The organism is Pedobacter sp. ISL-64 (genome assembly GCF_018613605.1).
In the GTDB taxonomy this organism is placed as follows: Bacteria; Bacteroidota; Bacteroidia; order Sphingobacteriales; family Sphingobacteriaceae; genus Pedobacter.
Genome location: NZ_JAGGPU010000002.1, coordinates 71,776 through 98,543, shown reverse-complemented (window position 1 = coordinate 98,543; position 26,768 = coordinate 71,776). Strand labels below are relative to the sequence as shown.

Below are 26,768 nucleotides of genomic sequence, written 5' to 3'. Positions count from 1 at the left end.
GATCTGTATTATGTTTTGTGCAATCCGTATTCTTCATCAGTGAGTGATTTGGCTATTGCTTCAACTTAAAACGGTATTCTAACATACCAAAGTTTGCAGCAGCCGTATCCGCTTGTATAAATAACCTTTTTGGAGATGCCTGCATGACCTTTGCCCGAACAATTGCGTTTGCCAATTTTGAAACCGCGCTACCATTAATCAGTTCCAGAGCCTTGTTTAAACAGGCTTCTCCTGGGTCTCCGAAAATAGGGTTGCTGGCACCCGAAATGGTCACATCCGGCGCAATACCGTCAAAATAATCGGACCAGCCGTTGGCATTACGTATCAGAAAGCTGGAAAGATAAACACTGTATCTGTCAATATTGATGGCAAAGAATCCGACGGGCTTACCGTAGGTTTTCTCGCCGATCAGCTTGACATTGAAATGGGGCTTCAAACTACTGATCAGCAGTTCGCTAGCCGATGCGGTGCGTCCGGATACAATGAAGTAAACATCATTTATGGTCTCAAGGCTCCCCTTTTTGTTGAATTTGTAGGTATTTCCGGCTTCGGTATAGTCAACATCCGCCATCGTTGCATTCCTGCCTTTATAAATTATTGGGTTTCCAGCTTCGTCCAGGTAAGGCTGGTGAGTTAAGATCGTTGCATTTCCATTCTGCATTTGGTCATTAAATTGCTCGGCAAACATGATCTTGTGATTTAAAGATGATGGCGCTATCAGGTTGGCGACATATTCCGCTGTCTCTACATATCCTCCACCATTTGATCTTAAATCTATAACTAAATGATGAGGAGCCGCAGAGGCAAACTCCTCAAAGGCATTATCAAGGTCGGTCTTGCATGTACTGAGATCGGGGAACGAGCCAAGCGCCAGGTAGGCCACCTTATCTGCACCTGAACTGAATATTGAATGTGCCAGGATAGCATTACCCGTTACGATAGGCCCGGCATTTCTTGACGTTATGGTTGTTCCATTTTGCAGGAAAGAATATTTTGGGTTACCAGTAGTGACCAGGAATTCAAAAGGCTTGCCTGTTGCCGGGTTAGTCTTTAATTGTGAAATATCCAGCAATTCTGTTCTGAATGCGCCTATTTCGGGAGAAATACCTCCGTAGTTGTTGCGCGGATTGAAAACATTATAAGACGGTACAGCGTCGCTCCAAAGATAAACCTGTTTGGCATACAGATAAATTGAGTCAAGTGTAAACTGCATCCGGGTTCCGGTTCTTGGTGAAATGTTTTCCTCATTTGGTGAACTGTCTTTTTTGCACCCTGAAAGTATGCACAACCAAAAGATAAAGAGCATAGGCGTTTTATTCATCATGCTTTTACCATCTCGTAAATGATCATTTGATTTATGGCTTCTTTCCATATTCTGAGGTTATCAGGGGACGATGGTAACTTCTGATTGAGCCGGTGCCTCCCATGAGTAAATATAATTACCATTTTTATCTTCAAAATAGATCGATCCGATCTTTCCGAGCTGTGCTGTGACCGGAAGCACGATATTCAAAGTCCCATTTACCGGGATGGTTACTGGTATCCTGATTTCATCATAATTTGGCATCAAGTATAAAATGGCTGTGCTCCCTTTAAAATCATTATCGTAAAATTTTGCTGTCGGCCCGGTGAGGGACACGGTTATTGAATTTCCCCTTTTAACAGATTTTCCGGCATCATTCACTACCACACCAGTGAGGAACGGGCGAATAACCCTAAACGGTCCCTGCGTTTTGACCTTATTAGCGTCCGTTACAAGTCTGACAGAGTACAAACCGGTATCAATCGTTAATGGTATAATACCCTGAATCATCGCTGAATTTAAGGTTAGAAAGCTGTTGCCAGGAACCTGTGTTTGCTTCTTATTCTGATCAACCAGATAGACCTTTGTTCTGTTGGTATCTGCAATAAGATACTCCCCGTCAAGTACAATTTGGCCGCCTAAACGCAAATTAATTACGCTCCGTAAGTTAAAAGTGGGTATTGGCTCATTACTGGCGGGCTTGAGCGTATATTTTCTCACCGTGCCATCCTGTGCGGTTACCGTATATTCTGTACTTTCTTTAAAAGCCACTTTTGTGCCAGAGACAGGGCTTACCGTAGCCCGGTCGGATACCGTTATTTCCGGACTGATAGAGTCAGGCACCGTTACAAACGGCGGCCATGAAAAATAGATTTCATCACCTTCGATAATTGCCTTCAGTTTCGTTGCGGCAGTGCTGCCGTCACTCACCTCGAAACGTTCTATGGCCGCATAGGGAAAAGGCGTGTATTCTTTCTTGCAGGAAGGTATCAAAAATAACAGCGTACCACATGCACATAAGAGCAGTGTTCGGAAAAATGTAATGGTAAATATTTTGAATTTGGGCTTCATTTTAGTTGAATTAATTGGATTTTTTAAGCACTAATGTTCCCGGGAATCCCGGGAACATTAGGACAATAGTCGCTACAGTATTGGTCCGTATTGGATGATATACTTTCCGCGGTTCAAGGTAGCGGTTCCCTGGCCAATTGCATAGGTAAACTTCAAGGCATAGCTTGGTTTACTTGGCGTATTAGAGCGGGCAATAATGTAAAAGTCCGGCACTAATGTAATCCCACCTGGAGGAGCATAGGTATACCAGCCGTTAGCAGAGGGAGTTGGGCCTGCACCTGTGGTACTTTGACCAATAGAAAGTTGAGTAATCCCTGTAGTGGTGGTACCAATCGTGCTAAAATTAACCAACGGGTCATTGATATACTCAACTGTATAGCCGTTTACACCTTGCACAAAGGAGTTGTTGAAATTGTTCAATACGATATCGAACCTTGGATTAGTTGTCGAAGCTGTATCCAATGTTGCACTGGTAAGGTTTACATATATAGAACCAAAATTACCGCCCCTTGGGTTAGCCCAGTGGCCATAGATGGTGTCTGAGGTTACAGGCGTAACAGTGGCAACCTCTTTAGAAAGGCTCAGTTTGTCTGAAGGAGAAGCGGTCTGGTTATCCTTTTTACAGGACGATATGGTTATGGCGATAGCAGCTACCGCAAAAAGTGTATTAAATAAATTTCTCATGTTTTTTATTTTTTTAATTCTAATAATTAATAATTAGTGTCATTCATTCGATGTATTCTTTCTTTTTTGTTTCATTGGCGATAGGGTTTGTGTTATACTTTGGTGAATTATATGAAGAACAGCCCCTGTACACAAGGCGGTCGAACATGCTTTACTTTGGGTTTATAGTCAGATCCCCGTACTTGCTTACGGTTCTCCAGGTATCAAATTCAAAAAGGTACTGTGCAGTGTAGTCGTACTTGCCTACCGGAAAATTATCGGGAACCCTGAGGGCCATCTCGGTTGGGGTATAACTGACAATGACAAGGTCATAAGTACTTCCCCCATTCAGCCGGACTTTAACAGACTTAAGATTCAGGAAAATACTGTTGAAAGCCGTGAAGGTAAAGGATTCCCCCTGTTTGGCGACGCGGGAAGGGACCAGTACGTCCGGCTGACGGTGGATGATGTGAACCGGCTTGTTTACCTCAGCGTTATGGCCTAAAAAAGCAACCTTAATCCCGTAATAACCAGTATCAATATTGGCTGGGATAGTTAGCCCAGTTAATTGATATTGTGGCTCGCCGTTACGGACTATCCCTATGTTGCCCCCGCTTAAAGAAACTACTTTCCCGGACCTCTGGTGCGTAAGTTCTACGGTAGCTAAAGCACCATTCTGTGACCTGAAATCTCCATAGATCGCAGGTAGGGTATAGTTGGGATATGAAAGGGGGTTGGATAAACTCGGCGACCAGGATACCGAAAGTGACGGGGTGTTTTGCTGCACGATCACCAGTTTGTAGGTGTTGGTGCTCCCATCCGCTGCTTTAACGGTATAGGTTTGATTCAGTTCGGTAAGCCGAACCGGCAATATTGCCTCACTTAAAGATGCGCCCGGTGATACAACTATTTTTGGGTCGATCAGGTTGAGCCCATAATAATAGGGCACATAAACCGTGATGGTCTTGTCTAATTGATCTATGGCTCCATAGATCACCGTGTCGCTAATATTGCTCACTTTGTATTCCAGGATCTGGTTCTGCGGAAGCGGATCTAGGCCGACCGTTTTTTTACAGGAAGTAAAGCCAGAAACGGCAGCTAGCACAAAAAAAAGAAGTACATATTTAATTTTCATGGAAGATTAGATTATAATTATATTATTTATCGATGGTGAACTTTTTGCTGCCCGCTTTTGCGAGCACGTACTGGAAGCTGAAGTAAGGATGGGGCGAATTTCTTCTCCAGGTAGCGGGATCAAGTAGATCCTTATAAATGCTCTGCATTTTGATCTTGGCATAGTTACCATTTGCGGTACGAACGATCACGGTTCTTGTATCCTGAAGTGCATAGGCCACGTGCTGGTACTCATAACTGCCGTCACCCTTTCCTTTTCCGTCAAAATCATAGTAGTAATAGCCGGTGCCCATACCATACGCCCCGGACGCATCGGCGCCGATCAAAGTCGAACCTGTTTTGAACTGTTCGTCAGTGGGTACATCGGTCACTTGATCAAAATTCTTTTCAAGTACCATAATGCCGCCTTTTCCAGGGCCTCCGGTTCCCAGGTTCAATGGATTACTGCCATTGTTGCCACCCATGAAACTGCGGTAGGTGCCTGCAAAGGAGACATCCCAACGGCTTGTCCGCTTATAGTCCAAAGGCACAGAGCCATTGTTTTCCAGGCTGAAGTAAATGGGTGCCTGATCGTCAAGCGGCTGGCTACCTTCGGGCAAGGCCTCCCCAAAATTGGAAACGGTGATCAATTTGTTAAATGCTACACTACCGGGCACGACCGGTGGTTCCGGCTCGGGGGCCGGCTCGTTACTCTTCGAGCAGCCGGTGATGATAAGCGCTGAAACGAACACGAATAATGCACTTCTGCTATAGCGTCTAAAACGCGTTAAATGTTGAATGATAGATCTGTGATACATGATGTGATTTGCTAGTTGCTGGTGGAAAGATTCTTGCTGCCGTCCTGCTGGACGTAATAGCGGAAGGTTAGATATGGAGCCGGCCAGTTCAGGTCGGTTACCGTGGGCGGGTTTCCCTTATAAACGCTGATGAGCTGCAGCTTTGCATACTTGCCGTCAGGCAGGTGAATAACAAAAGTGCGATTGGGAATCGCCTGCGATATATGGGTGTTGAGGCTATAGAAAAACCAACCCGGAATAGATTCCGATGCCGCCCAACCGATCTTGGTAATATCGCTGGTGTTAAAATCCTGGTCCTGCGGCGCCTGACTCACATTATCATAAGACTTGTTCAGCATGACCACGGAACTTTCTGCGGTACCGCCAAAACCGGGATTGTATTGGTAATCCTTGTCATTTACATAAACCTCGCTGTTGTAAGGCCCGGTAAAGGCAATATCCCAATCCTTGGTTTTCAGGTACTGCGCGGAATCTGCGGCATTGCGGATCCAGATCTGTTTCTGGTCTTTGAATCGGAAAAGAAAAATGTAGAATGGACGTTGTTCCTTGCCCGGTGTAGCATTACCCATTGATGCCTGGGTGTCCCCGGCCAGGTCGTTGATCACGGTACTTTTTCCATCCTCCAAAGAAGGTCCAACTTCATCTTTTTTGCAGGAAGCGATCAGTAAGGGAAGAGCCAATACCAGCCATACCAAACGTTTTGTAATTATTGTATTCCTCATCGTATTTTTCTGTTCATTTTATTGATTATTTGTAAATTCATTATAGATTTTAGTCCTTGTAAAAGCGATACGTAAGACCGGCCAATATTACCCTTCCCGGCTGTCCGGGCAGGAGCCTATCCGTATAGTCCATGATATTATCGGCGGTCACCCTTACACTCAGGTGCTGGTTCATTAGTTTCTTTTCTGCCGCAGCATTGACCAGGAAGTACCCAGAAACAAAAGTATCGTAGCGGTCAATGAACTGGTTTCCATTTCGGTCCTCAAATGGATATTTCCCTCGGTAGCTTACTCTCAGGTTGATATTCATGTTCCAGGGACGGTAAGCGTAGAATGCCTTGAGATTAAGCATATGCCTTGACCGGTTCTCAATCCCCCAGTAATCCGAGGGCTTGGGCGGATATGAGTTTCCGGTCGCCGGATCATGGATGTTCTGATTGTAGGGATAGCGGCCAGAACGGATACTGTCGGCTACGCTCTTATCCTTAGCGATCAGGTATTGATAGCCTGCACTTAACTCAAGGTCCTTTAAAGGCTTTGCGGCTATTGAAATGTCAATTCCTTTGTTGACTGCTCTGGCAATATTCTGGTAAGTATAAATCTGACGGTTATTGCTGCCGGTAGCAATTGTGAGACTATTGATTTGATTACGAATATTATGTAAAAAAACGCCACCTTCTATTTTGAGGCTTCGACTTGGTTGCCAAATAAAGCCCGTGTTCAGTGAAGTGCTCCTTTCGGCCTGCAGTGGCCCATCCAACCTGTTGAGTAAATTCTGATTGATCTCACTGATCTGACCCTCTCGCTGCAATTGCTCAAGGGTCTGACGAAGTACATCCTTTCCTATGACCAAGTAGTTGACGGCAGGATTATAAAATACCTGGTACCGCTGTTTAAAGTCCGGCGCTTTAAACCCTGTTCCGGCACCTGCTTTCAGGGTAAATGTAGGCAGGATATGATACTGTATGCCTAAGCTGGGGTTAAGCTTTCCTCCAAAGCTGTTTGTATGGTCATATCGCAGACCGCCGACCGCGCCTAATCTTTCGCTGAGCTGCCAGTCGCCCTGTACATACCCAAAAGCGGTGCTCAATGTGCCCGGATCAGTCAGTGCCACATCGTTCATATTTTCCAGGCTGCCGCCTAATCCTCCAGTAAATTTAATGCTGTTATCAATAGCATAAGTAAACTGCTGCTCGAATCGGTGCAGGGTCTGTCGGAAAACATCGCTACTTGCCGTAGCACCCGTCTGCTGCCAGGCAACGCTCTGGTCTGCAGAGAAGTTTGAGAAATAGTACCGGCTCATGCTACGCATGGCGGAACTGAAATTATGATCGAAAGTAGCCGAAAGGTTCAGGTCCTTTTCATCCTGGCTATCACCCGAGACGATACCCAAACCAAAATCTTTCGACATAAACGATTTCCTAAGTCCATACCGGCCGCTAACGCCGAATGTGCTGTTCTTAGCTACCCTATAACGTGCCCTTCCCTGCAGGGCGTAATTATCGTAAGGAGCAGAAGAACCTCCTCCAAGTATAAAATTTGGATCAGTGTTAAACCCATCGGCCCGGTAGTAATTGGCAGAGAAGTTCACAGAACCACGCTGAGCGGCAAACGGTGTTTCGCCTTCCAGCGTTGCATCCATGATATTCAAACTTCCATACTGCATTGAGACCAGCGCCTGCGGCTGTAAAGCCCCATGACGGGTAATGATATTGATCGCTCCGCCCAGGGCCTCGCTGCCGAACAGGCAGGAGGTGGCACCTTTGATAATTTCTATACGTTCTATATTGGAAACGCTGATGCGCGACAGGTCGAAATTGCCACTGTTGCGGCCGACCATTGGCTGCCCATCGATCAGGATCATGACGTATTCGCTACCAAAGCCCTGCATCTGTACACCGACCGAGCGGGCGCCTCCGCCAATGTTATTGACTATTGCCACGCCGGTCTGCTCTTTGAGTACCTCATCGAGTCTGCGGCTGCCCATCAGCTCAATCGTACGGCGGCTGATTACCGTGACTGGCATCGCGCTCCGTTCTGCTTCAATCAGGTTGTCCGGTGCCGAACGTGTTCCCGAGACGGCGACTTCGGTCAATTCACTTTGACTGGCGTCCATATGCAATTTCGTGGTAGAGACTTTGCCCAGCGTAATAATTGTTTTGCCGGAATAGGCTTTAAAGCCTATCATCGTAACATTTATGGTATAGGTGCCGGGGAAAATATTTTTCAGTGTAAATTCGCCCTTGGAATCGGTTTCGGTCATATGCCTGTCGGGTTCCAGGCGAATTGTAGCCCCCAGCAGGGGCTTGCCCAATTCATCCACCACAATACCCTTCAACCCGCCCCGGGTTTGGGCGATCAGTGCGGTGTTTGCAGATATGGTTAAGATAAACAGCATGTAAAGTTTTCTCATTTAATTCAAAGACTCCTTATTTTTATTCAATCTAAATAAAGACGATACAAACATCCGCATTACTCTTTATAGTTGGTTTGTGCAATCCGTATTTTCTTTTGTGCGATCTGTATTATTATTTGTGCAATCCGTATTATTTACACCCTATATATGCGGATGGTGAACTGCACGGCTCGGAATAAAATCCGATACAATACACTTATTATCAGTATTTTATATTAGTTACAAATTCGATACCCCAGCACTCTTTCACTGAATTTGCAACGCTTAAACTCAGTTAAGAGCTTGTATTTAGATTAATTAAAGCTTTGCTTTGTAGCAAAAGAGCATATACATTTAATGGGTAATATCAAAGAGAATAGTAGACAACCAAAGGAAGAAAAAATAAAATGCCACCGAATTTTGTGGCTTATAGGAATGTTTTTAATGCTATCCGCTTATACGTACGGGCAGTCGCCAAAGCGGATTATTACCCTTAGCAGCGCTATTACAGAAACTGTATTTGCGCTGGGATTAGGCTCCAATATTGTCGCGGCAGACGTTACCAGTGTTTCCCCCGCACAGGCGAAGGCATTGCCGAAGGTAAGCCGCAACAGATCAGTTTCGGCAGAGGGAATAGCTTCCTATCGACCCCAGCTGGTCCTGGCACCGGAGGGGGATCTTTCCAGGGAAACCATCATCCATTTGAAATCTGTAGGAATCAAAGTCGTACCGATAAAACAGGAATATACAGTCAAGGGGAGCCTAGCATTTATCCGGCAGATTGCAACTGCTATTGGACTGAAAGAAAAAGGTGAACTTGTGGCAAAAAGAACTGAAAAGGAGATTGCTGATGCGCTCAGGATGATAAAAGCGGATAAAGGTAGTCTGCCTAAGGTGCTCTTCATTTATGCGCGAGGAACGGGTACGATGAGTGTTGCGGGAAAAGGAAGCAGTATTGATGCAATTATTGGACTTGCGGGCGGCAGAAATGCCATACAGGAATTTAACGAATTTAAGCCCTATAGCACCGAAGCGATGGTAAAGGCAAATCCGGATGTGATACTGCTGTTCGATTTTGGATTGACGAGCCTTGGAGGCAAAGAAGAAATGCTGACGATGCCGGGGGTAGAATTCACTAACGCGGGTAAAAACAAAAAAATCATTACCATGGATGGGCCACTGCTGATCAATTTCAGTGTCCGTCTGCCGCAGGCGGTCACAGAGCTGAACAGGAAATTAAGATAAGCATCGGGTTTAGATATTACCATAAAAAAACGTTGGTGGGTTTCAGCCCAGCACAAAGGTATCATTTAGATGCCGTGATACTTTAAGAATAACTGATGCGTACAAAAAAGACAATAATTTTTATCTCCCTGTTAACGGCACTTTTGGTGTCCGTATCTTTTTCTTTTGGTTTGGGAGCTATGCAGATTCCAGTAAAGGAAGTACTGGTTATCCTTGGGAAAAAGACAGGCCTGTTTGCGAATATCCAAACAGATCCGGTTAATGAAGGGGTCATGTTCATGATCCGCTTACCACGCATTTTGTTGGGTATTCTTGTTGGAGCTGCGCTCGGAATATCCGGAGCTGCTATTCAAGGCATCTTCCGTAATCCGCTGGCAGAGCCGGGGCTTATGGGGATTTCGGCAGGTGCATCGCTGATGGCCGTAGCGATTATTGCACTTGAGGGTACCCTGTTTGCTGGGCTGAGTAATCTGCTTGGATATTATTTGCTCGCTTTTGGCGCCTTTGTTGGAGCGGGAGTTGCCTCTTTATTGGTCTATTCGCTCTCCAAAACAGAGGGGAGGCCAAATGTAGCCACCATGCTGCTTGCAGGGATTGCGATCAATGCCCTGGCCGGCGCGTTAACGGGGCTGGTGACTTATCTGGCTGATGAACAACAATTGCGCACGATCACTTTTTGGATGCTGGGAAGCCTCGGTGGGGCAACATGGGAAAATGTGCTGTGTCTATTGCCGTTTGTCCTGATACCAGTTTGCCTTCTGCCACTATTCAGTAAAGGGCTGAACTTATTCGCCATTGGGGAAAGCCAGGCCGAGCTGATTGGCCTGAACCCTGGGCGCATTAAGGCATGTGTCGTGTTACTGGCCACAATGGCAGTGGGTGCGTCGGTGGCGGTATCCGGAATCATTGGCTTTGTTGGACTATTGGTTCCACATACCATACGCCTGCTGGCCGGGGCCGATCATCGTTTTGTTTTACCTGCTTCAGCCTTGTTTGGCGCACTGGTACTTACGCTCGCCGATATGCTTTCCCGTATCCTGGCACAGCCTATCGAGCTGCCGATCGGTGTCATAACGGCTTTACTTGGAACCCCATTATTTTTATACATACTGATCCGGGATAAAAAGAAGATCCTTAATTGATAAATTATGCTGAGAGTTGAATCCGTTTGTTTCGAAATAGATAAACGACCCTTGTTAAGGGATGTTTCCTTTAGCATCCGCAGTGGAGAAATGGTGGCTGTTCTAGGTGCCAATGGTGCTGGCAAGTCAACGCTGATGCGCTTGCTATCGGGTGAAAAGCAGCCCAGTTCAGGCCGGGTGGTGCTCAATGGAAGCGACCTGCAGGAATATTCGAAAAAGGAACTTGCTCGGCAAAGAGCTATGCTCCAGCAGCAGCATAGCATCAGTATGGCTTTTAGTGTGGAAGAGATCGTGATGATGGGCAGATATGGACAGTTCGGGGGCAGTCCCCTGGAAAAGGACTTGCTGGCGGTTCGGGAAACGATGGAAGTATGTGGGATAAGTCATTTGCATGAACGTTCGATGATGACCTTATCCGGGGGAGAGCAGCAGCGCGTACACCTGGCGCGTGTACTTGCCCAGCTTTGGGACGTCAGCAATGGACTCCTTCTACTGGACGAGCCCATCAGTAACATGGACATCCAGTTCCAGCACCAAACGCTGGCCATTGTCAAAGCCCTGGCCAGGAAAGGGTTCATGGTAGTAGCCGTGCTGCATGATATCAACCTGGCGGCACAATATGCCAGCAGGATACTGATGCTCAAAGGAGGCAGGAAATGGTGGGACGGTCAGCCTGCAGAGGTGCTGACCTCAGCACATATTTATACGGCATTTAGTATAAATGCGGTTACATATACCGATAATCAAACCCTCAAAACGCAGATATTACCACTAGAGGTCCATCTTGCGGCTGGAGATTTTAATTCAAATATGAGATCGGATCAATAATTAAATTAAAGGATACCTAGTTCCTCACTTCACTTGGAAGGATGCCATAATATTTTTTAAAGGCATGGGTAAAGCTGCCCTGGTGCTTAAACCCTACCAGAACGCCTACCTCGTACATGTTCCTCTTTTCCTCCACGATTAGTTTCCGGGCCTGCTTCATTCTCAGCCCCGTGATGTAATCGTAAATGGTCGTTCCATAGTACTTTTTAAAGCCGCTCCTGAGTTTAAACTCATTGAGAAAGATGATCTTCGAGAGTTGCTTCTGCGTTGGGGGTTGTATAAACTGCTGCTCCAGAATTTCGCGGGCCTCTTCCAGCTTCAGGAGGTCTTCGCTCTTGAAGGTATATTTATCCTCATCTGGAAAACTGGAAAATTGCTCCAACTGGTACATGATCAGTTCCAATATCCTGGCATCGGTATACATGCGTTTGAGTTCCCCATCCTGTTTACAAGAAAGGATGTCATCAATCGAGCGGCGCATTTCCGGGGTAACAAACAGATCCTTTTCGGCAAAAGAGGTATAGATGCCCTGTTCCATCTCCATCACAAATTTTTCATGTAGGGGCGAATGAAAATCAACCAGATGCAGATAGTAATCTTTAGAAAGCACCACAAGAAAATAGACATAGTCGATTCCCGGTTTCACTTCATAGGATTCTTTGGACGAGGGAATATATCTTATGTTATGTCTGCTGCGTCCCTGCCTAGGCTTAAGCATTTTCTTTGACGAATGATCATTACTGAAAATAAATTGGCAGGCGATTGCCTCACCCTCTACCTCGGTAACAATCCGGGCGGGCTGATCAAACTTCATCTCTGAATGCAGGATAAAAAGGCCATTGGTAGAGATCTGGTAATTGTTCATGCCAACAGATAAATTTTTGATGGTAACCTGTTTTTCTGAAAGATAGTGACCTGGTGAGTATTGGTCGGGCAGGTTTTCTAAAAGGAGCCATTCATTATCTGTTTCAATTTTTGCCTTAACTATCATTTTTTCGCAGGATTAGGAAATCATTTCATATGTACTCATCAAATATACATTTATTTATATTCATTCTAAATAATATCACTTTAAATGGCCTCGCTCATCCAACAGCTTAAAAAAGATATGAAGCATGGCACTGCTTTTTTCAAAATATACTAGTGCTTCCAGCAGGTTATCAAATGTCGTATTATTTAGGTGCCGTTGCATATCCCTGACATAGGCCATTAAACCCTCGGATTTCCATTCCTGTGCGCGCGTTGTAAGCCGGACAATAGGTTGGCATTCGCCTGTGGTGCAAAGAGCGATGCGGAAGGAATCAATAAGTTCTTCCACAAGCCTAAACCTGTTATCGGTTCCATTGAAGGGGCTCGGATGAAGCCCGCATTGTTTGATCAAAAGGAGTTGATCTTCAACTTCAACAGCGATATGGATGAAAGCCAGCCTTATTTTATCGGTATTGGTAGTCTCCCAGGTAAAGATCTCAATGAGTTCATCCACGCAATTTGCAGCAGCTTCAAGCCGTTTTTCAGCGTCACGGACTAGCTGGACATTGGAAGGCTTGGCTTTGAGCTGCTCCATACTTTGTATCTGTTGCGCAAGAAGCCTGTTTGCCTCAAAATAGTCTTTAATTGAATATCCCATCAGGAGTGTTTCCATAAGCTTTCTCAAAAAAAGCGAAAAAAAAATAAAATTCAGCAAATCATTGAGAAATGATTAGTGAATTGGCGGTTAGCTGGTTAGCAAATCTCATACGGTATGATTATCTTTACGTATGAATCAATAATGATAAGCAGATGGGACTATTTTCATTCTTTTCAAAAATGTTCAGGTTCAAGCCAGAATGGAACGGAACTCCTGAGATGTTCCTGGCTATGACGATGGAGATGCAGTCAAGGAACAACAAAGAATACTCGGTTAAGGAAGTTTTTCAATGGGGAGAGGTAATGCAGAAGGTAATCAAGGTCAATCTTGCGCCATATAAGGATTTTGCCGATCTGATGGTTCATGGTAAACCTGATTTTTCGATAGTTGAACAATTAAATGGTAAGCTGGATGAATTACATCAGCGCCGAGAGTTAAAGTATTCCCTATATGGTCCAAATGCCGATCTTGGAGAAGACGATGTGATGAAAAGTAATTCAGATGAATCATTTTTTGCCCGAAAGATGGTGAAGGATCTTTCCAGGTATGTAAAATTCCAAGATGAAGATCAAAAGACGATCGATAACATGTAATTGAAATTCAATAAACGAAACTACAGCCTAAGCTTGCTGTAAGTCATTCCAAAGACGAGTCAAAGGGAATTTACGAGAGCAGAACTTGTTCTATTGTCATATTGGCAATTACAATCGTTGTACACCATAGGCCGGGGCCGGTTTAGGTATAAGAATGATTGTATCTATAATTAGAAACATCCAAATGAAATGCTATACCTTCAGCGGGTGAAGGAAGAATAGTTAAAAGAAACTTGGGGGGAATGGTATACCGAGAGGATGTGATCAAGATCTGCATTCATTTGCAGGCATGGATGGCACGGATGCGGATATACGGCACAGGGGGTGTCAATGGAATCCCGGTCGAAGTTAGAATTTGACCGAAGGTAGAGCGTTTTTTTATCGTGCAGGAATTGGGCAGACCAGAAGAGACGATCTGCGATGTGTGGTGACAGGTATCCAGCTTTGCCGGATATGGCTTTTCCCAAGCGTGTTGTATCCCTTTGGCGGTAGAGGGTTATCAAATCATTCTCGATCTGTTGACAACAAAAATATAGGGAGGGATACTAAATAGAAAAGCCAGGGGTTAAAAATGACGATGATGCTTTTTCATGCGCACAAAATCCTGAAAAGCGCGTTCCATCGTGCGTTTGTGGGCCGCTTTTTTAGCGCGTCTGTCGCATCCCCAAAGAAATAATGCCCAGATCCCGAACGCTATTGCAAACAGTGGAAATGGATTTTTCATATTCAACGCACCGAGCATGGCTCCCGTTGAAATGAAACAGGTGAATATAAAATAAACTACCGTTTTCATAATTTAAAATTACTAATATACTTAGCTAATTGCAAATATTTTTTAACTTATCTCAACTGCGTTGTTGCGGAGCCTGGCCTCACGTACCAGATCCTGAAGGACCTGGGTAAAGTCAGATGCCGGAATACCGGACAGCAGGATTTCTTTCGTGGTCCGGTCGCTGGTAAAGAGCTTCACGCTCATCAGATGGAATATACGCATCCAGAATGGTTGGGTGATTACATAATCTTTAATCCGGAACAGCTCTGTGCTTTCGGTCCGCTTAGTGAATATCCCGCTGGTTACCTGTAGTTCATCCCGGGTAAGAAGATAACGAGTACAATAAATGTAAAAGTATTTATAGGCCGCAACTATGGGGATAATCATTCCGGGAACGATTATTAATGGCCCGGCATATAGGGACAGGTAGACCAGCAGTAAGGATAAAACAGCCAGCGGAAGGATTTTAACCAGGGCATAAATCGGCGATGGCCTGTATTGATCGATGGGTTTCATAGACGGGGGTTTAACTGGTTAAAGTGTGATGGATTCAAGCTGGGATAAAAAGGACAATGAGCGCTTGGCTTTATATGTTCTCATTCCAAAGCGATACCCCGAGGCCTTTTCAAAAGCGTGGAGGCTGAACCGCTGCTGGTCAAAACTATAGTTCCGACAACGGAACCGAACGTTTACCTCCGAGCTAACGGGAATGGAAATTGCCACAGGAATCCCGCGGATCCCTGCGGCAACTTTCAGATCAGCCGCCCTTCCAAGTAGGTCGTTGCCAAACACCAGTGAATAGGATCTTCCCGGCAGGTGTGCTGCGATCCAGTTAAGATGTGAAGCGGTTATGCCGGAGCCTGTTGCCAGCAGCAACAGGTTTTCCAGGCGTCTGAACAAATGGAAGTTAAGCGTTAAAAAGGCGATCAGCTCCATTGCTGAATGGCCGATAATGACATGGCGGCTGAGCTGGCGATCACTGATGCCTGCCATCCAGAAATTTCCGGAAGCCGGCACCAGGTGGAACGAAAAACCAAAATGTTCAATTCCATCCGCGTAGGGAAACACCAGATTACCACCCTGGTCAGTTTGGTAATGGCCGGTGAGGAAATGTTGTATTTCCTGCGGAACGCCAAGTTTGGTAAAAAACGGATGCATTATCTTGATACCCCGCTACGTCCGTAGCCACGGGTATATTCGTCCTTTTTAGCATAGGTTGATACAGGACCAGTCGCTTCCCATTGCGCCTTCATATCGGCAATCGCCGCCTGGTACTCTTTGCTCATCTTTGCGCGGTCATCCTGTTCTTCGGATTTTCCAAAAACCGCATTCAGGCCTTTGTACAGCATATAGGAAACTCCACCATCGATGAGCAGAGAGGCAACCAGCGCCAGCCTGTTAGACCTGATGCCCCGGTTGTCTGCTCCCGAATACTGGAGAACAGTGCCATCGGCAATCTCAACTTCCTGCCCTTTGCGATAACGTTCTTTCTGCTGGGGTGTAAGCAGGATATTGTTGATCATATCGGGCACCAGGATCCTTTCAGTGTCGGTTACGATGAACTCGTTGGTATCGGTATCAAACTCGACCAGAACATCCGTTTTGCCGCCACCTTCATCCCTGACCATTTTCCAGATATTGGCAGTCTGGCCTTTTTGCAATTGCTCCGCTTCGGCATAGGTTATAAAATTCGGGTAGTCCGCCTCCTTATATATAGGATGGATAAGCAGGTCCAGATTTCCACTGGCGTTAGGTTTTAAGGAAATTTTAGCGTCTATCTTTTCGATTTCGAACAGCTCGGAGGAAAGATTTTCCAGGCGCATCATATCTGTCCGCCTGCCGCAAATTAATGCCTGAAGATCGCCGGAGGTTAATAAAAGCTTGCCATTTTTAGCCAAGCCTACTTTTTCAAGGTCTTCCATCGGAAGGTCCTGTTCATTGAAAATTTGCTGAATCATCTGATGCTTGTTTATTAACGTTTAAGTTGTCTGGCAGCGTTTTGCCCTTCCATTTCCAGTTCCTGGCCGGGCTGCTCCTGATGTTCCCCGGTTTTTTCCTGTTCAGGGGAATTTTGTCTTTCCACCGATTTTCCGGCTCCCAATTCCTTATCGGGAGTCCTTTCCATTTCAACAGGGTTATTACGTGCGTTCACCAGGGATGCGTACAAGCCGTCTTTTGGTCCCAGCTTGAATTTATTACCGGTAGTAAGTTCTACCATTTGGGCGGTTTTGCCTTTCAGAATTGCCAGCACCCTGTATTCAGCATTTTTATAAGGTATAACGTCACCCTTGTTGAGGGCATTATCATTGGATTTAGGGGCAACATTTTGATTTTGTTTGAGCTCTCTTTTCTGCTCAATATCCATCATATAATCAAAGATCTTCTGGGCGTCTGCCGCGGCTTTGTGTAGTTCAAAAGGGTCTTTGGTCAGGATCTGCACCCAGCTTTCCACATAAGCGGCATGCTGGCCGAAATTATGGCCGATATTGATCTCACTGCCGAGCATCAGCGAAGCGATTTCCGCCCTTAGTTCCTCCCTGGCATAATCCTCTGACCCGAAGCTCCCCTTCATGGGCCTGTTGAGCCTTTCCTTGTTACCGGTCCAGTGGCCGATCTCGTGGAGCAGGGTCGCATAATATTTTGCGGCAGAATCAAACTGTTCTTTTTTTGGAAGCTGGATATAATCCTTGGTCAGGTTATAAAAGGCATCATTGCCGCCATGTTTTACTTCGGCTTTGCTTAATTGTACAATATGATCTGCCCTCTCGATTGGTGACCATTGCTGCTCTTTCTGCTTTTCCTGCTGCACCTGTTTGAGTTCGGGAATACCTTTGATCTGCTCGCCGTTGAACACCCAGGCCTGGGTAATGACCGGCTTATCCAGTTCCACTAATTGTGTTTTGGCCTTCCCGTTTTCATCCAGGACCTTTTCCCCGTTTTCTCCCCGGATGGGCCGGATATCCGTTGTTTTTACGAAGTTGATCAGGGTGGCTTTGGAACCCTTTTCTACGGTCCACTTATTGAATGAGGCTTGTTTGAGTGTCATCCATCGCGGGTCCTGATGGTTCTGCATGGCTAACCATAATGCATTTAACCCGCGGTAGTTCTTACCGGTGGTCGGATTAACAGGTGTGACAAAAGCGGCGCTGGGATCATCCGACCAGGGTTTTTGAAACGGGGAAGTTCCGGCATCCAGTTCTTTGATTAATTTTTCTGCAATCTGTTCGTGCAGTGCTTTAAACTTACTCATAATCGTTTTCTCCTTGTTGTTCGTTCATAAATTCAGGTTCCAGCAGGTCAGCGCTCAATACGCCATACAATTCCGCCTCCTCGGCGGATAGGGTAATTTCCTGCATACCCATTAATTCACGTAGTTTCCGTGTGAGGGAAACCTCGGTTGCATGTTTACTTATCATCGTTCTTGGTTTTTGTTAAAAATCTGGTTTTTGATATCCGACCACTGCTGTCATTAGCTCTGGGCGGTGGTCTTTCAAATAGTCCTTTCAGGAACCGAAGCGGATGGAGATACTGACCGGCATACCTGACAGCAAAATGGAGATGCTCCCCGGTCACCATGCCTGTGCTCCCTGTTAGTCCAATGGGCTGGCTGGCAGATACTGTATCGCCAGGCATTACGTAGAACATGGAGAGGTGACCATAAATCGTTTGAATATCCGCGCCGTGGCCGATCGTTATCCCTAAACCCATGTAGGGATCGTAACCCGAGCGGATCACTATACCATCTAGTATGCTATAGACTGTATCCCGGCGGGCGGCCAGGTCTGTCCCGCTATGAAATTTCCACAGTCCGGTAACAGGGTGTTTCCGGTAACCGAATGTTGAGGTAAGTGCGATATGCCTCAAGGGCATACTGATATGATCCCCTGTCCAGCTTACTTGCCCATCGGCAGATGTAGCCAGCAGGCACAGCAGCGGCACTATCCAAAGCCGGCGCATTACCTGCCCACCGCTAAGGACACCGATGTTTCCTTTTCACGGCTTTCTGCCTGGCGGAGCTCCAATTTATCGAGGGTTGTCATACTGAAATCCCGGACGGCAGAGTTGTCCCTGGCCATTTCCATAGCCGACCTGATCTGTTTTGTATCACCCTGACTTTGCAGCAAGTTGATCTGGAAAAGGGTTTTATAGTCGTCCTTTGTCAGATTTTTAGCTTCATTCATCAGGTGAGTATAGATATCTCCTGGCTTTTTGAGTACCATTAGCGCGTCGGCAGCATACAGAGCCGGACCGTCTTTGCCAAAGCTGACGTACACGTCATCCTTTTCCAGATCGGCATAGGTGATCATGCCGATCTGTCCCTGCCTGGCTGCAGGATCTGATGGCAGTTGCGGGTGCACCAAAACATAGGTGCCTGTTAATTCATCCATGATCGTTCAATTTAATGTTGATGAAATTTATTATTGAGGGACATCCGGTTTCATGGATGCCTTAGGCATAGCAGGAGAAACCGGTGCAGGCGGTACAAATTGTGTGATGATACTTTCTACTTCCCGGTTAATCCGGAGAAAGTTCTGACGCAGTACCTCATCCTTTTTCCCGCCGAAGTCATAAAATACAGGCAGGTTCCTGTAACCGGCTTCCTCGGTCTCCAGCTCCCTGCGGTCAAGGTTGACTTTACAGTTAATTGCAGAAGTTTCAAACTTACCGGTGTAGGTCTCCTTGACGTCCGAGGCGATCAGGCCTACCATTTCCCCTGTATTGAGCGAGGCGATCTTACCTGCCGGAATCAGGGATTCCAGCTTTTCGTTAAGGGAAGTGGACGTTTTATTTCGGTCTATGGAAAGTCCTTCGCCGATCTGTTTATTTTTTCCGAACAGTTTCTCCAGCCAGTCCAGGGTTTCTTTATTGCGGACCGAACCTGCGAGCACATTGCCGGTCACCGCCGTGATTGTGGCGGCCGTATCCTTTCCATACTGCTGCTGGAACTGGGGCAGCTCCTGCAGCCCCAAAAGAATGCTTAGCTTATTTGACCGTGCTACGGCAATCAGGTTTTCCACCTTATGTATATATAAGGTAGGCACCTCGTCTATGATCAATGCCGAAGGCAAATTACCCTTACTGTTAATCAGCTTGGTGAGCCGGTTCAGTACTACCGAGTAGCAGGCCGAATTGATGTTTTGGGTATTAGGGTCGTTGGCCAGCACAACAATACCAGGGGCCTTGTGATCTGAAATCTTCAGGTTAAAATCATCCCCTGAAAAAACCCAATAGGTTTCTTTGGTGGCCAGTCGGCTGATGAATATTTTCAGCGTACCCACCTGGCCCTCTAGCTGGTCGAAGGCTTTGGCCATAAAAGCGCTTTTAAAGGGCGACAGCAGGGATACCAGCTCCGGCTCAGAAAAAAGCGTTTTGAAGATTTCCTCATAACTGCGGTTCAGAAATGAAAGGACATGCGGCAGGCTGGAATACTTACCACCCTGGTATTGGCTAAAAAAGTAAATACAGGCCGCAAGGAAGTTAATAGCCGATTGCGTAAAGAACTGGTCGCTTCCACCGGATTTATCCCCTTTTTTGAGCGCTTCTACCAAACCTTCCGCGCTTTCCGAGGCTTCGGCGAGCGTAGTGATGTAATCACTGCGCCAGGGATTGATACGCCTGCTTTGTTCTACCTGGTTAAGGTTAATGACATGGAAGCGGTAGCCCTTACACCTTCCTTGCTGCTTAGCCAGCAGGTAATGGTAGTAGGCGATCTTTCCCAGATCAGGGTACTTGTAATCATAGACACAGGCGCAAAATTCTTTTTGACCGATTAGCTGCCTGATGAAAGGATTTACGATCCCGAAACTCTTACCGCTGCCCGGGGTCCCGATCAGAATCGTTGCGCGCATGGGATTGCATACATTTATCCAACCATCCCTGACCTTTCCTTTATAATAAAACTGCATCGGGATATTCACAGAGTAAGGTGTATCGATGCGCTTAACCGGCTGCATAAAACTTTCCCCTTCCACGTTCCAGATGTCCTTGCCCAAACCCGAGCGGATGATCTTAGAGATATTATCCATGGCAATACTGGTCAGTAAAGCACCGGTAAAAGAAGTGATCAGGTAGGCCAGGTTGAACCAGCTGGTGTAGGGAAAAACAAGTGCCGAAGGGCGGGCATAAAACCAGAGACTGCCAAAGAAAAGCAGCAGTCCCAGGGATAAAGGGTAAACAATATGGTTTTTTGGGTCAAGATCCTGTTTCTTTTTGGCCAGCGTTCCGATACTTACCAGGCAGATCAGGCATAAAGTGGCCAGTTTGCTGTAGACCAGGTTCCCGAAGATCGGAATCAGGCTGACCTTGGCAAGCGCATGGGCAAATATTCCCCATATAGGCGCACGGATATAAATAAAAACGGCCGCTTCCAGGGCGACCATGACATAAATGGCACCCTGCATGAACCCATGCAGCTTCTGCTGTTCACGCGTTTCTTCCATAAGTAATTAATTTTAAGCGACAAGCAGGAAGAAGTTATTTCCTTTATCGCTGTTGATGAAAGGGGATGCTGCCAGGGCTACCTGCTAAATCCGGAAACCTGTTTAATGTATCCTTCTTCTGACTGGGTATCCAATGAAACGATATGCGCATCATCCTGGAATTCAGCTGCTTCGAGGCTTTCAGTTAGCTGATCCGGGTCAGCTTCCACCAGCGCATTCGCCTGGCTGTCCCTGATATTTTCGGAAATCTTTTTTTCCAGCAATGAAAGCTCCGCTTTCAGCTGTGCGAGTTCGGCGTCTTTTCCAAAGGATTTCTCCATGATGCCCCGCAGCACTGGCACCTCTTTGTTATAGGTATCGAGTTCCTTCCCGTACTTTTCGTGCAGCTGTACCACCCGGTCAATGGCACTGATAAAATAACGGGCCGCCAGCTTGGCGTTGTCCGTATTCGGGTGGCCACTGTTGTAGAGATACTTAATTCCGGATAAGGGGCTTTCGGCATACAGGTTATTGTGGTAATTGTAGTGCATCAGTCCGTCACGCTCGACCCCCTCGCGCTGCTGGCGTATGTAGAGTTCAAAACCGTAAAGCGTGCCGATCTGCTTTTCTTCCGGCTCTCCTTTACCGGGCGCCCAGTTTTGATAAAGGTCGATGATGTGCCTGCCGATCTCTTCGGGGTCGGCGGTATTCAGGCCGGTTACCAGGATCGGGTTGTGTTTGGCGCCCTGGTCATCATAGGTCAGCGCTTTTTTATAAGCGGTCTCATCCAGGGTTAGCTTATCGAGGGTCCCCTGTGTTTTCTCCTTTTCTTTGTCGAGGTTTTCCAGCCGGATCCGTGCCCGCGAGACCTCCTTGTAATGCGCGGACCGTGCGCCTTCCAACACAGCCACCTTTTTATCGATGCGTGTTTTATCAAGCAGGGAGGTATCGCCGGAAAGAATGGCAATGTATTCCGAGAAATTCATGCCGCCCTGTTCATCCATCGCCCCCTCATCAAGTGAACGGACCGATAACTGACTGTTCTTCATCTGGCTGATAAAGGTCTGTTTGTTTTTGAGCAGGTTGAACTTATAGGTATCCAGCGATTGCTCGACAGCATAAATAAAGTTCAATACCTTATTGTCAAAGTGTGCCTTAGCGAGCCAGTTACCCTGGCGCGAACCCCTGCCGTTGCGCTGGTCGAGGTCGCTCGGCCGCCAGGGAGTGTCCAGGTGGTGCATAGCGACCACGCGCATCTGGACATTGGTGCCAGTCCCCAGTTTTTCGGTGCTGCCGAGCATCACGCGCAGGTAGCCCTCGTTCATCAGACGGAACATTTCGGGCCGCTTTTTCTCGGACCAATCATGGATAAAGGAAATGTGGTTTGCCGGGATACTAAAGTCCCTTACCAGTTTGTCCTTCAATGTATCATAGATATTAAAGGCGTCGTCCTTAGGCGTACCGATATCGCAGAATACGAGCTGGGTACCACGATGCTCTTTGCTGAGTTCATAAAGTTCGGCTACTTTGCGGGCGCAGACGTTGACTTTATTATCCGGGTGGTCGCTGTACTTCTCATCATCAATAAGGCGCATATCCGCCGACATTTTCTTTGCATAATTGGTAGCGATGAGCATCCGCGCATTGTCTTCCTCCTGGGTAAGGGGCTCCCGTCCGATCAGCGTGGCGTCCCCGGTCTTGGCAAAGGCCATCAGCCGCTGGATAAAGTCCTGTTGCTCAGGTGTCGGGTAAATGTTCACCAAATGCTCATCCAGGCCAGGCTTATCCAGATTGATCTGTTCAGCTGTCTTGTAATCGGTGACCTCATTATAAAAAAGCGCGAGTTCGGGTACCTTGATGAAATGCCGGAAGCGTTCCTTCTGGATGATCTCGTTGGTGACCGAAAACTCAAAGTCGACTGTCTTGCGGGCGTACACCGCCGCCCAGCCGTCAAAGTTCTCGATGCGCTGGCGTTCCAGTTCCCGTGGTCGCAGGTATTTGAAGATCAGGTACATTTCGGTTAAACTGTTAGAGATCGGCGTACCGCTCAAAAAGGTCACGCAGAGGTCGCTGTCAAATTTCTGTTGCAGGCTTCTGACCGCAAAGAGCATGTTAAGCGCACGCTGGCTGCCCTGCGGGTTGCCAAGTCCCGCCACCCGGTTGTGCCTGGTGGTGAAGGTCAGGTTCTTAAACTTATGTGACTCGTCCACGAACAAATGATCGATGCCCATATCCTGGAAACTGACACCTGCGTCCTGTCTGTTGTCGATCAGGTATACCGCTCGTTCCAGGTTATCGGCAAGATTATTCTTGCGGACCTGCAAGCCCTTGAGGATCTTGCGGCTGATCTCGCCGCCCAGCTCCTGGGCAGTCTCCAGGTCGCGCTCGACGTTATCCAGTTCGATCTCCAGGATCTGTTTTTGGATCTCCGGCGACTGCGGGATCTTGCCAAACTGTTCATGCGTCAAGAGAATACAGTCCCAATGGTTGTTCTTGATCTGGTGAAAAAGCTGCTGGCGTTTAGCCGGCGCAAAATCGTTCTCACCCGGTGCCAGCAGGCGCGCATGTGGATAAGCCTTGCGGAAGGTATCCGCGATCTGGAGGATGTTCGCTTTCAGCGCTAAAATGGCGGGTTTAAATACAATACCCAAGCGCTTCATTTCCATCGCGCTTGCGATCATGGTGAGCGTTTTGCCCAGCCCGACCTCATGGTCGATCAGCGCCCCGCGGTTCTGCATGATACGCCAGGCGGCATCTTTTTGAGAGCTATAAAGATCCTTGATGCCCAATGCCTTCAGGTCAAGACCGGGGAAGCTCAAATGGCTGCCGTCGTATTCGCGCAATACATAACAGTTAAAGGTAGAGTTGTAGCGCTTTTCCAAAAACGACTTTTCCTCGGCCGGCAGTTCCCTAAGCCAGGAGATAAACCGTTCGCGGATCGTTTCGATCTTTTGGTGCGCGAGTTGGGTTGCTTCATTATCGGGCACCCTGACCTCTTGGCCGTCCCGGGTGACCTTATAGGTAAAGAATGGCGTGGTATTTTCCAGTGCATGTTCCAGCAGGGTATGTCCTTTCATCCGGTGGCTGCCCTTGGGCGTTACGGAAAACTCCCCATCGGTCACGGCGTTGCCGCCGCTGTAGCTGACCTTAAAGGTGTCCATCGAGGTAAAATATTCCACCTGTGTATTCAGCCCAAACAGCACTGTGGCAAACCTGGTATAGTAGTTCGCCGGGATCCAGCGTTCACCCAGGTTGAAGTCCAGCAGCTCAAAAGGTACAGTTTCCGGCTGGGCCCTTTGGATAGCGGACAGGCTGCGCGCGATCTGCAAATGATCGGGCTTGTTCTTTGCAGCGGCTTCTGCTTCGGCCAGTTTATCTACGACATTGCCCGAAAGGTAGCGGTCGGTGGTTTCCCATTCCAGATTAGCCGGGTTTAGCAGGATATGTTTTTCCAGTCCCAGGATAACTTCTTCTTCGGACATACCCGTGGCTGTGCCGATATAGGCCAGGTCCACCTTGCCCATATCGTTCAGGCAGCGCGCCAGCGCCTCGGCCGGATCGTCGGTTTTCAGCGCCTGCTGCCTGGCGAAGACCGGTCCGGTGAAAATATCCGAGCGTACAAAGCGTTCTTGCTCCCGTTTTTCGAGGGAGGACAGGATCACAAAGCCAAAAGCAGGATCATTTAATATCCTTGAGCGGTTAAAGGTCTTATTGAGTTCGCCATAGGTTTCGGTAAATCCCTGGTATTCAGCGTTCAGCTCACCGCGCATGGCCGGTTGCTCGCTAAGGGTTGCTGATTCCTTTTCAAACAACGCAAAATAGGCATCCCGCACCCGGCAGTAGCTTTTATAAAAAGCCTGGTCGCCCTGTTGCTCGAAAGCGAAAAACGGAGCTTCACCATCCACGGGCGCAGCGATCAGGCCGACCTTATCGCCATGAACGACGAGCGTGTCCTTAACATAAAAAGGCCGTAGTGCGATAAAGCCTTTGGGCCGTTCGGGCTGGAAACCAAAAGCTGGTTCCAAACTTTTATCGCCCTGGTAAGAGTAATCGTGGCCGAAGTATTTGAGCTTTGCCGACAGGGCTTTCAGCTCTTCGGTCAGAACGTTTCCCGTTAGCCATTTTGCCGATACTTTTACCTCGGCTACATTGCTGTAGAATTTATAGAGGTAACGGTTCGCCGCTTTGTTCCTGGCCGTTAGCAGCACGATGCTGTCATGGACGGGCCGCTCCATCGTGCGGATGGTACTGATGATGCGCGCGGTTTGGTATATCACCGAGGCTTTATCCAGGTCCGATAAATACGCCTGCGCTTTACCCGTCTGTTCCGGTGGCGCCTGGTCGAAGAGTCCCAGCTGCACTGTTGATATGGCCGGTGCCGCTACCGGCACATCTAAAAAAGTAAAAGTCCGGGCGCTACCGGTTTTCACCGATTCGGCCCTGGTCTGCAATTCCCCTTTTTCAAAGGCCAGTTGCTTTTGCAGGGTTTCAAAACGTTCCCTGTCAAAGCGGGCGGACAGGTCATCGGCCAGCTTTTCGGTGATTGCCGGGGCAAGGTCAGCCAGTTCCCCATTGTGCCAGATTACCCGTGAGGGTTTTCCGTACTGGTTGGTTCCCTCGATGATCTCATCCGCCATAATGAGCTCAGGGTGCCGCTGGACATAGGCGTTGATCGGGTAAGCCCCTTGTTCATTCGACTGCTCAACGGTTTGCAACAGCTGTTCCTCGTCCTCGCTGAAGGTGTCTTTATGATCGTTCTTCTGTACCAGCAGCAAGTGCGTGGGCACCTCGACATTTGAACTGTCCTTCATCAGGTTATCCGGCAGTACCAAAAGGCTAACAAAATCAGCCTGCGTAAATAAATATTTTCGCGCCAGGTCATTGGCCGGTGTGTTCAGAAACGTATCGGTGGTCAGGTAAGCCATGAGTCCGCCGTGGCCCAGTTTGTCGAGCCCCTTGGCGAAAAAGTAATTATGGATACGGCCCGAGATGCTGTTATCGGGGAAGGCGGGGTCGAATACCGATAGATTCCCAAAAGGGATATTGCTGACGACCAGATCCGAGCGACCTTTTTCGGTAGCCGGGGTTTCCTCCAGGCCAATATCCCGCACGGTGACCGGCACGGGCAGCGCACTGGTGATAGCCGCCAGTATTTTGGCGGTCAGAAAATCCTTTTCAACAGCTGTTACGGTAGCCAGCTCGGGCAGCATGCGGGCGGCTTCGGTAATAAAAACACCGGCACCCGCGCTCGGCTCATAGAGATGCTTTGGCAGCAGCTTGTTTTCGGCCAGCGCCGTATATAAAGCTTTGGGAATGATATCTGGCGTATAATAGGCGGTCATGGTGCTTTCGCGCAGGCTGTCTACCGCCCGCTTATATTGGTAACTGCTTAGGCGGTCCTTTAGCACCTGGTGCAGTTCCATTACCAGCGGGTACAGCCGGAGGTCGGCCTGTGAAGCATTCATCTTTACCCATTCCTCCCGTTCGCCCGCCGGGTAATAGACCGCCTTCAGCCCGCCAAAGCCCGCATAGTTCTGCAGGGCCTGTAACTCTTCCGGTGACACCTTTCGCTGCCCGTCCCAGTCCAGGGCAATGCGGATCGCCCCGATATTTCCCGAGAGTCTTCGAGCAAGATTAAATGCCATCTTCAGATCCTCCTTTCAGGTATTCATCGATGGTTCCGGTGATGGCATACCGCATCATCCGGTCATCGGTATTTTCAGGGAAGCGGTAGTATTCAAAATCCTCTGCGCAGGCGGTGGTCATATTGATGAGTTCATACCGCAGGATACCGGCAGCGCTATAGGCCAGGTAGGTTTCTAAGAAATCTTCTTCCAGTATCTCTGCGATGTAATCATAGCGAGTGGTGGAAAACCTTTCGCTTAAAGCTGCCTCTGGATCGGGAACTACCAGGAAACTTTCAAAAAAACGGTCCAGCCGGCCTTCATCCTGTAAACGGATATATAAGGCTACATCAAGGTGCATTAACCGGCGATGGAGCTTGTAACGCAAATTCTCCATAACATAAAATTTAAGGTGGAATGATAGCAACCTGGC

At 47.6% G+C, this 26,768-nt stretch carries 24 protein-coding genes; 4 read left to right on the top strand and 20 right to left on the bottom strand.

Annotated features, from left to right (window positions below; translation table 11 throughout):
* Positions 1 to 52: 52 nt before the first annotated feature.
* From J7E57_RS02985 to J7E57_RS02955, 7 genes are all read right to left on the bottom strand, one after another.
* Positions 53 to 1,372 (bottom strand): S41 family peptidase, encoded by a 1,320-nt coding sequence (locus tag J7E57_RS02985; protein ID WP_215125119.1) that lies wholly within the window; start codon positions 1,370 to 1,372, stop codon positions 53 to 55.
* 12 nt (positions 1,373 to 1,384) lie between these two features.
* Positions 1,385 to 2,374 (bottom strand): DUF5018 domain-containing protein, encoded by a 990-nt coding sequence (locus J7E57_RS02980; RefSeq protein ID WP_215125118.1) that lies wholly within the window; start codon positions 2,372 to 2,374, stop codon positions 1,385 to 1,387.
* Positions 2,375 to 2,446: 72 nt separating this feature from the next.
* Entirely contained in the window at positions 2,447 to 3,058 is a 612-nt protein-coding gene (locus J7E57_RS02975) for a hypothetical protein (RefSeq protein WP_215125117.1), read from the bottom strand.
* A 151-nt stretch (positions 3,059 to 3,209) separates the two neighbouring features.
* A complete protein-coding gene (locus J7E57_RS02970) occupies positions 3,210 to 4,172 on the bottom strand; it encodes a hypothetical protein (RefSeq protein ID WP_215125116.1) in 963 nt (320 codons plus the stop codon).
* A 22-nt stretch (positions 4,173 to 4,194) separates the two neighbouring features.
* Complete coding sequence (locus J7E57_RS02965) at positions 4,195 to 4,968, bottom strand: HmuY family protein (protein ID WP_251029777.1); 774 nt, start codon at positions 4,966 to 4,968, stop codon at positions 4,195 to 4,197.
* Positions 4,969 to 4,979: 11 nt separating this feature from the next.
* Entirely contained in the window at positions 4,980 to 5,690 is a 711-nt protein-coding gene (locus J7E57_RS02960; protein ID WP_215125115.1) for an HmuY family protein, read from the bottom strand.
* A 49-nt stretch (positions 5,691 to 5,739) separates the two neighbouring features.
* Positions 5,740 to 8,103 carry a TonB-dependent receptor gene (locus J7E57_RS02955; protein ID WP_251029776.1) on the bottom strand — a complete coding sequence of 788 codons (2,364 nt, stop codon included), beginning with the start codon at positions 8,101 to 8,103 and terminating at the stop codon, positions 5,740 to 5,742.
* A 339-nt stretch (positions 8,104 to 8,442) separates the two neighbouring features.
* Here J7E57_RS02955 and J7E57_RS02950 point away from each other — a divergent pair, with 339 nt between their 5' ends.
* From J7E57_RS02950 to J7E57_RS02940, 3 genes are all read left to right on the top strand, one after another.
* Positions 8,443 to 9,330, top strand: a complete 888-nt coding sequence (locus J7E57_RS02950; protein WP_251029775.1) for a hemin ABC transporter substrate-binding protein — start codon at positions 8,443 to 8,445, stop codon at positions 9,328 to 9,330.
* Between the two features lie 95 nt (positions 9,331 to 9,425).
* The gene (locus J7E57_RS02945) at positions 9,426 to 10,472 is read left to right on the top strand and encodes a FecCD family ABC transporter permease (protein WP_215125114.1); all 1,047 of its coding nucleotides are present in this window, start codon (positions 9,426 to 9,428) and stop codon (positions 10,470 to 10,472) included.
* Positions 10,473 to 10,478: 6 nt separating this feature from the next.
* The gene (locus tag J7E57_RS02940; protein ID WP_215125113.1) at positions 10,479 to 11,300 is read left to right on the top strand and encodes a heme ABC transporter ATP-binding protein; all 822 of its coding nucleotides are present in this window, start codon (positions 10,479 to 10,481) and stop codon (positions 11,298 to 11,300) included.
* A 16-nt stretch (positions 11,301 to 11,316) separates the two neighbouring features.
* Here the strand turns inward: J7E57_RS02940 and J7E57_RS02935 are convergent, their stop codons facing one another.
* The gene (locus J7E57_RS02935; protein WP_215125112.1) at positions 11,317 to 12,291 is read right to left on the bottom strand and encodes a helix-turn-helix transcriptional regulator; all 975 of its coding nucleotides are present in this window, start codon (positions 12,289 to 12,291) and stop codon (positions 11,317 to 11,319) included.
* Positions 12,292 to 12,366: 75 nt separating this feature from the next.
* Entirely contained in the window at positions 12,367 to 12,942 is a 576-nt protein-coding gene (locus J7E57_RS02930) for a hypothetical protein (protein WP_215125111.1), read from the bottom strand.
* A gap of 137 nt (positions 12,943 to 13,079) precedes the next feature.
* Between J7E57_RS02930 and J7E57_RS02925 the strand changes: the two genes are divergently transcribed.
* On the top strand, positions 13,080 to 13,520 hold the full coding sequence (locus tag J7E57_RS02925) for a hypothetical protein (RefSeq protein WP_215125110.1): 441 nt from the start codon (positions 13,080 to 13,082) through the stop codon (positions 13,518 to 13,520).
* 565 nt (positions 13,521 to 14,085) lie between these two features.
* Here the strand turns inward: J7E57_RS02925 and J7E57_RS02920 are convergent.
* From J7E57_RS02920 to J7E57_RS02870, 11 genes are all read right to left on the bottom strand, one after another.
* The gene (locus J7E57_RS02920; RefSeq protein ID WP_215125109.1) at positions 14,086 to 14,313 is read right to left on the bottom strand and encodes a hypothetical protein; all 228 of its coding nucleotides are present in this window, start codon (positions 14,311 to 14,313) and stop codon (positions 14,086 to 14,088) included.
* A gap of 42 nt (positions 14,314 to 14,355) precedes the next feature.
* Positions 14,356 to 14,808, bottom strand: a complete 453-nt coding sequence (locus tag J7E57_RS02915; RefSeq protein ID WP_215125108.1) for a PH domain-containing protein — start codon at positions 14,806 to 14,808, stop codon at positions 14,356 to 14,358.
* Positions 14,809 to 14,826: 18 nt separating this feature from the next.
* On the bottom strand, positions 14,827 to 15,450 hold the full coding sequence (locus J7E57_RS02910; RefSeq protein WP_215125107.1) for a hypothetical protein: 624 nt from the start codon (positions 15,448 to 15,450) through the stop codon (positions 14,827 to 14,829).
* Positions 15,450 to 16,250 (bottom strand): DUF4099 domain-containing protein, encoded by an 801-nt coding sequence (locus J7E57_RS02905; RefSeq protein ID WP_215125106.1) that lies wholly within the window; start codon positions 16,248 to 16,250, stop codon positions 15,450 to 15,452. The genes J7E57_RS02910 and J7E57_RS02905 overlap by 1 nt, the downstream gene beginning before the upstream one ends.
* A gap of 14 nt (positions 16,251 to 16,264) precedes the next feature.
* Positions 16,265 to 17,542, bottom strand: a complete 1,278-nt coding sequence (locus tag J7E57_RS02900; protein ID WP_215125105.1) for an ArdC family protein — start codon at positions 17,540 to 17,542, stop codon at positions 16,265 to 16,267.
* The gene (locus tag J7E57_RS02895; protein WP_215125104.1) at positions 17,535 to 17,708 is read right to left on the bottom strand and encodes a hypothetical protein; all 174 of its coding nucleotides are present in this window, start codon (positions 17,706 to 17,708) and stop codon (positions 17,535 to 17,537) included. Before J7E57_RS02895 ends, J7E57_RS02900 begins: the two co-directional genes overlap by 8 nt.
* Positions 17,698 to 18,231, bottom strand: coding sequence for a M23 family metallopeptidase (locus J7E57_RS02890; RefSeq protein WP_215164920.1), 534 nt, complete (start codon positions 18,229 to 18,231; stop codon positions 17,698 to 17,700). The genes J7E57_RS02895 and J7E57_RS02890 overlap by 11 nt, the downstream gene beginning before the upstream one ends.
* A 17-nt stretch (positions 18,232 to 18,248) precedes the next feature.
* Positions 18,249 to 18,680, bottom strand: coding sequence for a hypothetical protein (locus J7E57_RS02885; RefSeq protein ID WP_215125102.1), 432 nt, complete (start codon positions 18,678 to 18,680; stop codon positions 18,249 to 18,251).
* Positions 18,681 to 18,710: 30 nt separating this feature from the next.
* Complete coding sequence (locus tag J7E57_RS02880; RefSeq protein WP_215125101.1) at positions 18,711 to 20,732, bottom strand: type IV secretory system conjugative DNA transfer family protein; 2,022 nt, start codon at positions 20,730 to 20,732, stop codon at positions 18,711 to 18,713.
* 77 nt (positions 20,733 to 20,809) lie between these two features.
* Positions 20,810 to 26,356 carry a DNA methylase gene (locus J7E57_RS02875; protein WP_215125100.1) on the bottom strand — a complete coding sequence of 1,849 codons (5,547 nt, stop codon included), beginning with the start codon at positions 26,354 to 26,356 and terminating at the stop codon, positions 20,810 to 20,812.
* The gene (locus J7E57_RS02870) at positions 26,346 to 26,732 is read right to left on the bottom strand and encodes a hypothetical protein (protein WP_215125099.1); all 387 of its coding nucleotides are present in this window, start codon (positions 26,730 to 26,732) and stop codon (positions 26,346 to 26,348) included. The genes J7E57_RS02875 and J7E57_RS02870 overlap by 11 nt, the downstream gene beginning before the upstream one ends.
* Between the last annotated feature and the right edge of the window lie 36 nt (positions 26,733 to 26,768).

Bases quoted from the DNA above. Each gene is read 5' to 3' on its own strand.
- J7E57_RS02945 (WP_215125114.1), top strand. From the start codon at position 9,426: ATGCGTACAAAAAAGACAATAATTTTTATCTCCCTGTTAACGGCACTT.
- J7E57_RS02985 (WP_215125119.1), bottom strand. From the start codon at position 1,372: ATGGAAAGAAGCCATAAATCAAATGATCATTTACGAGATGGTAAAAGC.
- J7E57_RS02975 (WP_215125117.1), bottom strand. From the start codon at position 3,058: ATGAGAAATTTATTTAATACACTTTTTGCGGTAGCTGCTATCGCCATA.
- J7E57_RS02900 (WP_215125105.1), bottom strand. From the start codon at position 17,542: ATGAGTAAGTTTAAAGCACTGCACGAACAGATTGCAGAAAAATTAATC.
- J7E57_RS02915 (WP_215125108.1), bottom strand. From the start codon at position 14,808: ATGAAACCCATCGATCAATACAGGCCATCGCCGATTTATGCCCTGGTT.
- J7E57_RS02960 (WP_215125115.1), bottom strand. From the start codon at position 5,690: ATGAGGAATACAATAATTACAAAACGTTTGGTATGGCTGGTATTGGCT.
- J7E57_RS02930 (WP_215125111.1), bottom strand. From the start codon at position 12,942: ATGGAAACACTCCTGATGGGATATTCAATTAAAGACTATTTTGAGGCA.
- J7E57_RS02950 (WP_251029775.1), top strand. From the start codon at position 8,443: ATGGGTAATATCAAAGAGAATAGTAGACAACCAAAGGAAGAAAAAATA.
- J7E57_RS02880 (WP_215125101.1), bottom strand. From the start codon at position 20,732: ATGGAAGAAACGCGTGAACAGCAGAAGCTGCATGGGTTCATGCAGGGT.
- J7E57_RS02910 (WP_215125107.1), bottom strand. From the start codon at position 15,450: ATGCATCCGTTTTTTACCAAACTTGGCGTTCCGCAGGAAATACAACAT.
- J7E57_RS02875 (WP_215125100.1), bottom strand. From the start codon at position 26,356: ATGGCATTTAATCTTGCTCGAAGACTCTCGGGAAATATCGGGGCGATC.
- J7E57_RS02965 (WP_251029777.1), bottom strand. From the start codon at position 4,968: ATGTATCACAGATCTATCATTCAACATTTAACGCGTTTTAGACGCTAT.
- J7E57_RS02955 (WP_251029776.1), bottom strand. From the start codon at position 8,103: ATGAGAAAACTTTACATGCTGTTTATCTTAACCATATCTGCAAACACC.
- J7E57_RS02980 (WP_215125118.1), bottom strand. From the start codon at position 2,374: ATGAAGCCCAAATTCAAAATATTTACCATTACATTTTTCCGAACACTG.
- J7E57_RS02895 (WP_215125104.1), bottom strand. From the start codon at position 17,708: ATGATAAGTAAACATGCAACCGAGGTTTCCCTCACACGGAAACTACGT.
- J7E57_RS02940 (WP_215125113.1), top strand. From the start codon at position 10,479: ATGCTGAGAGTTGAATCCGTTTGTTTCGAAATAGATAAACGACCCTTG.
- J7E57_RS02925 (WP_215125110.1), top strand. From the start codon at position 13,080: ATGGGACTATTTTCATTCTTTTCAAAAATGTTCAGGTTCAAGCCAGAA.
- J7E57_RS02935 (WP_215125112.1), bottom strand. From the start codon at position 12,291: ATGATAGTTAAGGCAAAAATTGAAACAGATAATGAATGGCTCCTTTTA.
- J7E57_RS02905 (WP_215125106.1), bottom strand. From the start codon at position 16,250: ATGATTCAGCAAATTTTCAATGAACAGGACCTTCCGATGGAAGACCTT.
- J7E57_RS02885 (WP_215125102.1), bottom strand. From the start codon at position 18,680: ATGGATGAATTAACAGGCACCTATGTTTTGGTGCACCCGCAACTGCCA.
- J7E57_RS02970 (WP_215125116.1), bottom strand. From the start codon at position 4,172: ATGAAAATTAAATATGTACTTCTTTTTTTTGTGCTAGCTGCCGTTTCT.
- J7E57_RS02920 (WP_215125109.1), bottom strand. From the start codon at position 14,313: ATGAAAACGGTAGTTTATTTTATATTCACCTGTTTCATTTCAACGGGA.
- J7E57_RS02870 (WP_215125099.1), bottom strand. From the start codon at position 26,732: ATGGAGAATTTGCGTTACAAGCTCCATCGCCGGTTAATGCACCTTGAT.